At 68.5% G+C, this 7,501-nt stretch carries 11 protein-coding genes and 1 pseudogene; 10 read left to right on the top strand and 2 right to left on the bottom strand.

Annotated features, from left to right (window positions below):
• Positions 1-40: 40 nt before the first annotated feature.
• The 10 genes from NBV68_RS15850 to NBV68_RS15805 all read left to right on the top strand — a co-directional run bounded on the left by NBV68_RS15850 (position 41) and on the right by NBV68_RS15805 (position 6,340).
• Positions 41-346, top strand: a complete 306-nt coding sequence (locus NBV68_RS15850) for a DUF983 domain-containing protein (RefSeq protein ID WP_296311567.1) — start codon at positions 41-43, stop codon at positions 344-346.
• Complete coding sequence (locus tag NBV68_RS15845) at positions 343-909, top strand: SURF1 family cytochrome oxidase biogenesis protein (protein ID WP_296311559.1); 567 nt, start codon at positions 343-345, stop codon at positions 907-909. Before NBV68_RS15850 ends, NBV68_RS15845 begins: the two co-directional genes overlap by 4 nt.
• Positions 910-922: 13 nt before the next feature.
• The gene (thrC, locus tag NBV68_RS15840; protein WP_296311557.1) at positions 923-2,332 is read left to right on the top strand and encodes a threonine synthase; all 1,410 of its coding nucleotides are present in this window, start codon (positions 923-925) and stop codon (positions 2,330-2,332) included.
• On the top strand, positions 2,332-3,246 hold the full coding sequence (locus NBV68_RS15835) for a class I SAM-dependent methyltransferase (RefSeq protein WP_296311556.1): 915 nt from the start codon (positions 2,332-2,334) through the stop codon (positions 3,244-3,246). Before thrC ends, NBV68_RS15835 begins: the two co-directional genes overlap by 1 nt.
• Positions 3,247-3,257: 11 nt before the next feature.
• Positions 3,258-3,644: a dihydroneopterin aldolase gene (locus tag NBV68_RS15830; RefSeq protein ID WP_296311555.1), complete on the top strand. Its 387-nt coding sequence runs from the start codon at positions 3,258-3,260 to the stop codon at positions 3,642-3,644.
• Between the two features lie 4 nt (positions 3,645-3,648).
• Positions 3,649-3,966, top strand: coding sequence for a Rossmann fold domain-containing protein (locus NBV68_RS15825; RefSeq protein WP_296311553.1), 318 nt, complete (start codon positions 3,649-3,651; stop codon positions 3,964-3,966).
• Positions 3,967-4,015: 49 nt separating this feature from the next.
• Complete coding sequence (moaA, locus tag NBV68_RS15820) at positions 4,016-5,029, top strand: GTP 3',8-cyclase MoaA (protein ID WP_296311565.1); 1,014 nt, start codon at positions 4,016-4,018, stop codon at positions 5,027-5,029.
• An 8-nt stretch (positions 5,030-5,037) separates the two neighbouring features.
• Positions 5,038-5,361 (top strand): MoaD/ThiS family protein, encoded by a 324-nt coding sequence (locus NBV68_RS15815; protein ID WP_296311551.1) that lies wholly within the window; start codon positions 5,038-5,040, stop codon positions 5,359-5,361.
• Positions 5,362-5,409: 48 nt separating this feature from the next.
• Complete coding sequence (locus NBV68_RS15810) at positions 5,410-5,829, top strand: molybdenum cofactor biosynthesis protein MoaE (RefSeq protein ID WP_296311563.1); 420 nt, start codon at positions 5,410-5,412, stop codon at positions 5,827-5,829.
• Between the two features lie 70 nt (positions 5,830-5,899).
• The gene (locus NBV68_RS15805; RefSeq protein ID WP_296311548.1) at positions 5,900-6,340 is read left to right on the top strand and encodes a hypothetical protein; all 441 of its coding nucleotides are present in this window, start codon (positions 5,900-5,902) and stop codon (positions 6,338-6,340) included.
• Between the two features lie 127 nt (positions 6,341-6,467).
• Here NBV68_RS15805 and NBV68_RS15800 read toward each other — a convergent pair whose 3' ends face one another.
• Entirely contained in the window at positions 6,468-7,157 is a 690-nt protein-coding gene (locus NBV68_RS15800) for a Crp/Fnr family transcriptional regulator (RefSeq protein ID WP_296311546.1), read from the bottom strand.
• Positions 7,154-7,501, bottom strand: a pseudogene (locus tag NBV68_RS15795) (hypothetical protein); the annotation flags it as partial. The pseudogene NBV68_RS15795 and the gene NBV68_RS15800, both read right to left, overlap by 4 nt.

Here is a 7,501-nt window from a genome sequence, read left to right as displayed (position 1 = left end):
GAAGGGGCAGCCGGGATTAGTCTCGGCTGCCCTTTCCGGTTTGTGTCCCCGCTGCGGGGAGCGCACCTTGTTCGAGGGACCAGCCCAGTTGGCGGATAAGTGTTCCGCTTGCGGGCTCGACATCCTGAGCCTCGAGCGCGGTGGCAGGTTCGTCGGCGTGGTGACGATGCTGCTGGCGCTGGTGCTGATTCTCGCCGCGCTCGGCGTTGACGAATGGCTGCGGCCGCCGCTGTGGGTGACCTTCCTGTTCTGGGGGCCGGTGACTATTGCGAGCGTCGTTTTCGCCCTGCGCTTCTACAAGACCATGTGGGTCTTCCACCAATACGAAGAGAGCCAGCAGCCATGACCGCCCGCCGCGTGCCGATTTTTGCGACCATCGTGGTGATTGCGGCGGCGCTCACCATGGTGGCGCTGGGCATCTGGCAGCTCCAGCGCAGGTCCGAAAAGGAAGCGTTGATCGCGCGCTTTGAGGCGGCGGCCAATGATGCGGCGGAAGTTCCTTACCCCATCGACGACAATGCCGAAGCAAACTGGTTTCGCCGCAGCCGCATTACCTGCGGCCGGGTGCTCTCACTGACCACCGTTTCGGGCACGGCCGCCTCGGGTCAGAAGGGCTTGGCCGTGCGCGCTACCTGCACCGAGGGTGCTTTCGGTGAGCCGCTTACCATCGACCTTGGCTTCACGCGCGAGATGGTCACTCCGCAATGGGAGGGCGGCGAGGTCACCGGCGTGATCGCGCCCGGCCCGCGCCTTGTCGCTGACCCGGCAGTGGCAGGGCTGCAACCGCTCGCCCGGCCCGATCCCGGGAGCCTCCCGAACAACCACCTCGCCTATGCCGGGCAGTGGTTCTTCTTCGCCCTGACCGCGCTTGTCATCTACGTGCTGGCATTGCGACGCCGCCAGCGCTAGGCGCTGTTCGCATATGCAATACGTCTCGACACGCGGCAGCGCACCGGCGCTCGATTTCGAAGGGGTGACGCTTGCGGGCCTCGCCAGCGACGGGGGGCTCTATGTGCCCGCCGAGTGGCCGCGTTTCTCGACCGATCAGATGCGCGCCATGCGCGGCCTTGCCTATCCCGATTTCGCCGCGCGGATCATGGCTCCCTTCGTCACGCCCAGCCTGACCGAGGACGAGCTCCTCGCGCTGTGCCACAAGGTCTATGGCGATTTCGGTCACGCTGCGGTCACGCCGCTGGTGCAGCTCGATCAGCAGCACTGGCTGCTCGAACTGTTCCACGGGCCGACGCTGGCCTTCAAGGACGTCGCGCTGCAACTCCTCGGCCGGTTGTTCGAGACCTTCCTCGAGCGCCGGGGCGAGCGCCTCACCATCGTCGGCGCGACCAGCGGGGACACGGGCTCGGCGGCTATCCATGCCGTGGCGGGGCTCGAGCGGGTCGAGATCTTCATGCTCCACCCGCGCGGACGGGTGAGCGACGTCCAGCGCCGCCAGATGACCACGGTGCGCGCGCCCAATGTCCACAACCTCGCCATCGAAGGCAGCTTCGACGACGCGCAGGCGCATGTGAAGCGCATGTTCACCGATGCGGACGTGATCCACACCCTGAACCTCGGCGCGGTCAATTCGATCAACTGGGCGCGGCTGATGGCGCAGGTGGTCTATTACTTCGCCTCCGCGCTCCAGCTGGGCGCGCCGGATCGCACGGTGGCCTACAGCGTGCCGACCGGCAATTTCGGCGATGTCTTTGCAGGCTATGTCGCCGCCAAGATGGGCCTGCCGATCGAGCGCCTGATCGTTGCCACCAACATCAACGACATCCTCCACCGCGCGCTGTCGAGCGGCGACTATTCGGCGGGCGGCGTGACCGCGACCATCACGCCTTCGATGGACATCCAGGTCTCCTCCAATTTCGAGCGTCTGTTGTTCGACGCCGGCGGACGTGACGGGGCGGCAATGGCCGAGCAGATGCGCGCCTTCGAACAAGCGCGCGCAATGCAGCTGACCAACGCGCAGGCGCAGGGGGCCTCCGCCCTGTTCACCAGCGCCCGCGCCGATCAGACCGAGACTGCCCGCGCGCTGCAATGGGCCTACCGCGCGGCGGGGCAGGTGATCGATCCGCACACCGGCGTGGGCCTCCACGCAGCACGTGCGCTCGCTGCGGCGGGAACCGTGCCTACCGACGTGCCGCTCGTCACCCTCGCCACCGCCCACCCTGCCAAGTTCCCCGACGCGGTCGAGCGCGCGGTCGGCATGCGCCCGGCACTCCCGGCGCGGGTCGGCGACCTTTTCGGGCGCGAGGAGAGCTTCGTCGAGATCGCTGGCGATTACGCCGCCTCCCGCGACTACGTGCTCGGCCACGCCGGGAACGCCTGATGGCGCGCCTCGTCCAGCAGCCGCTGGTGATGGAATGCACCGGGTGGCCAAATGACGACGGCGCCTACCGCCTGCTCGACAGCGGGGCAGGGCGCAAGTGGGAGAGCTTTGGCCCCTACAGCTTCATCCGCCCCGAACCCCAGGCCCTGTGGCAGCCGCGCCAAGCGGATTGGCATGCGGACGGCGAGTTCATCCCCGGCTCGGACGAGGATGGCGGCGGCCGCTGGCAGTTCACGGGGCAATTCACCGGACGCCTGCCCGACGAGGGCTGGGAGCTCGCCTGGAACGAAGTCCGCTTCACCGCGCGACCCACCCCCTTCCGCCACCTGCAATTCTTCCCCGACATGGCTCCGGTGTGGGACTGGATGCGCGACCAGCTTGAGGGGATGGACGCCGCCGAGACCATGAACCTGTTCGGCTACACCGGCCTCGGCACGCTGGCGCTGTCGCGGCACGGCAAGGTCACCCATGTCGATGCCTCCAAGAAGTCGGTCGCTCAGGCGCGCGAGAACGCCGCGCTGTCCGGCATGGAGGCCCGCCCGATCCGCTGGCTGACCGACGATGCCGCCAAGTTCACTGCGCGCGAGGTCAGGCGCGAGCGCCGCTATGACGGGATCATCCTCGACCCCCCCAAATTCGGCCGCGGCCCGGAGGGCGAGGTGTGGCGGCTGGAGGAGCATCTCCCCGGCCTCGTCACCGATTGCGCGCGGCTGCTCGACGGCGAGAGCCGCTTCCTGTTCCTCACCGTCTATGCCGTGCGGATGAGCAGCCTTGCGATAGCGGGGCTGCTCGAAGAGGCGCTCGGCCATCTTCCGGGGGTGATCGAACACGGCGACCTGGCCGTGCGCGAAGAGGGGCACGGCGGCAGGCTGCTGCCGACCGCAATCTTCGCGCGCTGGTCAAATCCCCGCTAAAGCCCGGCGCCATGACCGATTCGCTTACACTCGAAGTCAATGATCTCGTCGTCGATGTCCTCACCGGCATCTATTCCGAGGAGACCGGCAAGCCCCAGCCGCTGCGCATCTCGATCGCGGCGCGCTATGCCGTTGCCGATCGCTACGATCCCGACACGCCGCTCGAGGCTTCCAAGAACTACATGGACTTGAAGTTCGCCGCCTCCGCAGGCCTTCCGCAAGGCGTCCACTTCAAGCTGATCGAGGCAGTGGCGGACCACATCTGCGAGACCCTTTTCGTGGGCGACGCCAGGGTCGAGGCGGTGACGGTGAAGATCGTCAAGCTCGCGATTGCCGAGGCGAACGAGCAGATCGGCATCACGCTCCACCGTCAGCGCCGCGCGGCCCACGGGGGCTGAGCCCATGCAGCGGCAGCTCGAGGTCAGCCTGCTGCCGGACGGCGCGCTCGATGCGCAGACCGCCTTCATGGCGCTCCACCTCGAAGCCGCGCGCGCGATGCTGGCCGATCCAGAGACAAGCGCGCTCGCCATCGTCCTGCCGCCTGCCGCGCACGGTCACCGCGACTGGCGTCTCGCGCTGGCCCGCGATCTGGCGCGCGAGGTGGCGCCCAAGCGGGTCAATATTGTCTCCGGTCACCATGGCGAGGCGCGCAATGATGTCTTACGCTTTTTGGCAGATGCGCCCGGGGTGACAGGGCAGTATCTGGTGTGCCATGAATGAGCCCGTGTCGCATGCCCCAAGCCCCTCGGAGCCCCGCAAGCCCGACCTGATCGTCGTCGGCGACAAGCCGCGCCCCTTGGTCGACAGCTTTCAGCGCCGCATCAGCTATCTGCGCCTCTCGGTCACCGATCGCTGCGACCTCAGGTGCTCCTATTGCATGCCCGAGCGCATGACCTTCCTCCCCAAGAAGGAGGTCCTGAGCCTCGAGGAACTCTACGATCTCGCCACCGGCTTCATCGCCCGCGGCGTGACCAAGATCCGCATCACCGGCGGCGAGCCGCTGGTGCGGCGCGACATCATCGACCTGTTCAGCGCTTTGGGCCGCCGCGTCGGGCACGACCTCGAAGAGCTGACGCTGACCACCAACGGCACCCAGCTTGGCGCCCACGCAGACGCTTTGGCCAAGGCCGGCGTCAAGCGGGTCAACGTCTCGCTCGACACCCTCGACGCTGCGAAGTTTGCCGAGCTCACCCGCCGCGACAGCCTGTCCCAAGTGCTCGAAGGCATCGCTGCGGCCAAGGCGGCCGGGATCAGCGTCAAGCTCAACGCCGTGGCGCTGAAGGGCGTCAACGAGGACGAGCTCCCCGACCTCATCGCCTGGGGCCATTCGCAAGGCCACGACGTCACCCTGATCGAGGTCATGCCGCTCGGCGATGTCGAGGAGGAGCGGCTCGATCAGTACCTCCCGCTCGACACCGTCAGGGCGGCGCTGGAGGACCGCTGGACGCTTACCGACAGCGACCACAAGACCGGCGGTCCCTCGCGGTACGTCGATATCGCCGAGACCGGGGGAAGGCTCGGCTTCATCACGCCCCATACGGGCAACTTCTGCTCCGGGTGCAACCGGCTGCGCGTCACCGCTACCGGCCAGCTCTATCCCTGCCTCGGCGGCGGCGAGCAGGTCGACCTGCGCGCCGCGCTGCGCTCCGAGGCGCCCGAGGCCGCACTCGCTGCCGCGCTCGACGAGGCGCTCAGGATCAAGCCCGAGAAGCACGCCTTCCGCATGGACCAGCGCGGCGCTGCCCCCGCGCTGGCGCGGCATATGTCGATGACGGGCGGGTAAGGCGTGGCATGGCCCACCATCCCCGCCAACGCAGCATCGCGGTGCTTGTCGCGCCCACCGGCAGCGCTGCGGTGATCCGGGTCGTCTACCTCGGCAAGCTCGCCGACGCTGCGGGCAAACCGGTGAGCGAGTTTGCTTCCAGTTCGGGCGATCTCGACTGGCCTGACCTCCTCGCCCTGCTCGACAGCCATGTGGGTGAGGGGCTCGCCGACGCCGTCCGCGACCCGCGTGTCAAGGTCGCGCTCAACGGCGCGGTCGTGTCTGACCGCGAGGCGCTGGTTGTGCGCCATGGTGACGAGGTCGCTTTCCTGCCCCCCGTCTCGGGCGGCTGACCCATGACCGAGCGCTTGCCCCATCGCGACATCCGCCTGCTCGACCGGATGTTCATCCCGGGCACGCTGATCGGCCCGTTCACGCAGGCCAATCCTGGCCTTGGCGGGGTGTGCACCTTTGTCGGGGAGGTGCGCAGCGACACCGATGTCGAGGCGCTCGAACTCTCCCACTACGAGCCGCTCACCTTGCCCGGCATGCACGAACTGGCCGACCGCGCCTTCGCCCGCTTCACCCTGATGGGCCTGCTCATGGTTCACCGCGTCGGGGTGATGTGCCCGGGCGAGCCGATCGTATGCGTCTCGGCCGCCGCGCTCCACCGCCGCGATGCTATCGACGCGGTCGACTTCTGCATGGACCACTTGAAGAGCGCCGCGTGGTTCTGGAAGCGCGAGAAGCGCGGCGGCGCATGGCACTGGATCGAGCCGCGCGAAGCAGACCACGCCGACCTTGCCCGCTGGCAGGCGTGATTTGATTCGCGTCAAAGCAGGGGCGCGCCGCTTGTCATAAACCCTTTCCGACAAAGGAAAGGATCATCCCATGAGCCACATCGTCCACGATCTCATCGCCAGCGGCGACGCGCGGATCGTCGCGCAGCCCGAGCTGGAGCAGCACCCCCGCCATCAGGTCGAGGCCGACCGCAATTTCGGTCTCCCCACCGCGCTCTACGGCGCCACCGTGGCGGGTTATCTCGGCTTTCTGCTGGTGGTCGGCAGCGCCTTTGCCAATCCCGCGCTGGCGATCCCGATGGCGATCTTCGTGGTGTTCATCATCGCCGGCTTTGGCGTGCCTGCGATCTGGACGCGGCTGGCGGGCAACACCTCTGCGCCGCAGACCCTCGGCGAGTTCGAGGCCCGCGGCATCCAGACCGCCACCGGACGTCTCGCGGCCAAGGACGCGAGCATTCAGGTGCTGATCCTGCCGGTGCTGCTGGTGGTCTGGGGCCTCGCAGTGGCGGTAATCGCCGCGCTGGTGCGCTGAACTGACAAGCTCCCCCTCGGGGCGGCGGCACCTCTCCCCCCGCTGCCGCCCCGTTCTTGCTTTCCGTCGCGCTGGCGCGCGACGCGGGGGGTCTGCGCCACCTAAGGTGGCACGCAAACGAACGACCCTACCGCCCCGAAACGTCCTGCAGCATCCCAGCATCGAGCAGCGCGATACCGCGCTTACCCTCGCGCCGGATCGCGCCCATGTCCTCGAGCTCGCCCAGCTTGCGGCTGACGGTCTCGATGGTGAGGCCCAGCATGTTGCCGATCTCGCCGCGGGTCAGCGGCAGTTCGAAATGCGACGCCAGATGGCACGAGCTGTCACTCGCGGCCGCGGCGAAATCGTGGAGCAGGGCGGCAAGCCGCGCCTCGGCGCTGGCGTGGCCGGTGAGTTCGAGCAGGTTGCGCGTCGCCAGCAGATCCGCCTGACTGCGGCGCAGCAGCGCGCGGGCGAGGGCGGGGTAATCCTCGATCGCGCGCTCGATGTCGGCCTTGGCGAAGGTGCACAGCCGGCTCTCGGTCAGCGCCACCACGTCGTGGTGCGCGAACGGCGCGAACAGCTCGCCGATGAAGCCTGCCGGATGGACCAGCGCGAGGATCTGCTCGTTGCCGTCGACATCCACCGCCGAGACCTTCAATGCGCCCGTCAGCAGCGTCGCGCAGGCGGCTTGCTCGTCACCGGCCGCGAACAGCATCTCGCCGCGCTTCAGCGTGCGGGTGCGGCCCGCGGCGGCCATCGCGTCGCGTTCGTCTGGAGTGAGCACCGCGCACGCGGCGGTCTCCTTGACCGGGCAGGTGCTGCACGCAAGGTTCATGATCCCATCACTCTCCACAAGCCTGCTATCGTCTCGTCCTCGCGGGCGAGGGTGGCGGCGACTTCGCTTTGCACGGCGGTAAGCGCCGGATCGGGGCTCAAGGCGCCCGCAGCCTCGGCGGCAAGGCTGTCGAGCGCGGCGAGCGCCAGGGCGGTGCGTCCACGCTGGGTATCGAGCTCGGCGAGCGCGACCAGCGCGGCGGCGCGGGCGCTGCTTTCGGCAGGCTGGCCGGCCGCCGCGCGGGCCAGCTGGCCGGCCTCGCCTGCGCGCGCGGCAAAAGTGCTGTCGGCGCTTGCCGCGGCGGCGCGCAACTCGGCAAGGCGGGCAGGGCTGGTCGCGGGGCG

The sequence above is a fragment of the Erythrobacter sp. genome (assembly GCF_023653175.1).
Taxonomy (GTDB): Bacteria; Pseudomonadota; Alphaproteobacteria; order Sphingomonadales; family Sphingomonadaceae; genus Erythrobacter.
This window is presented reverse-complemented; position numbering and strand designations above follow the sequence as displayed.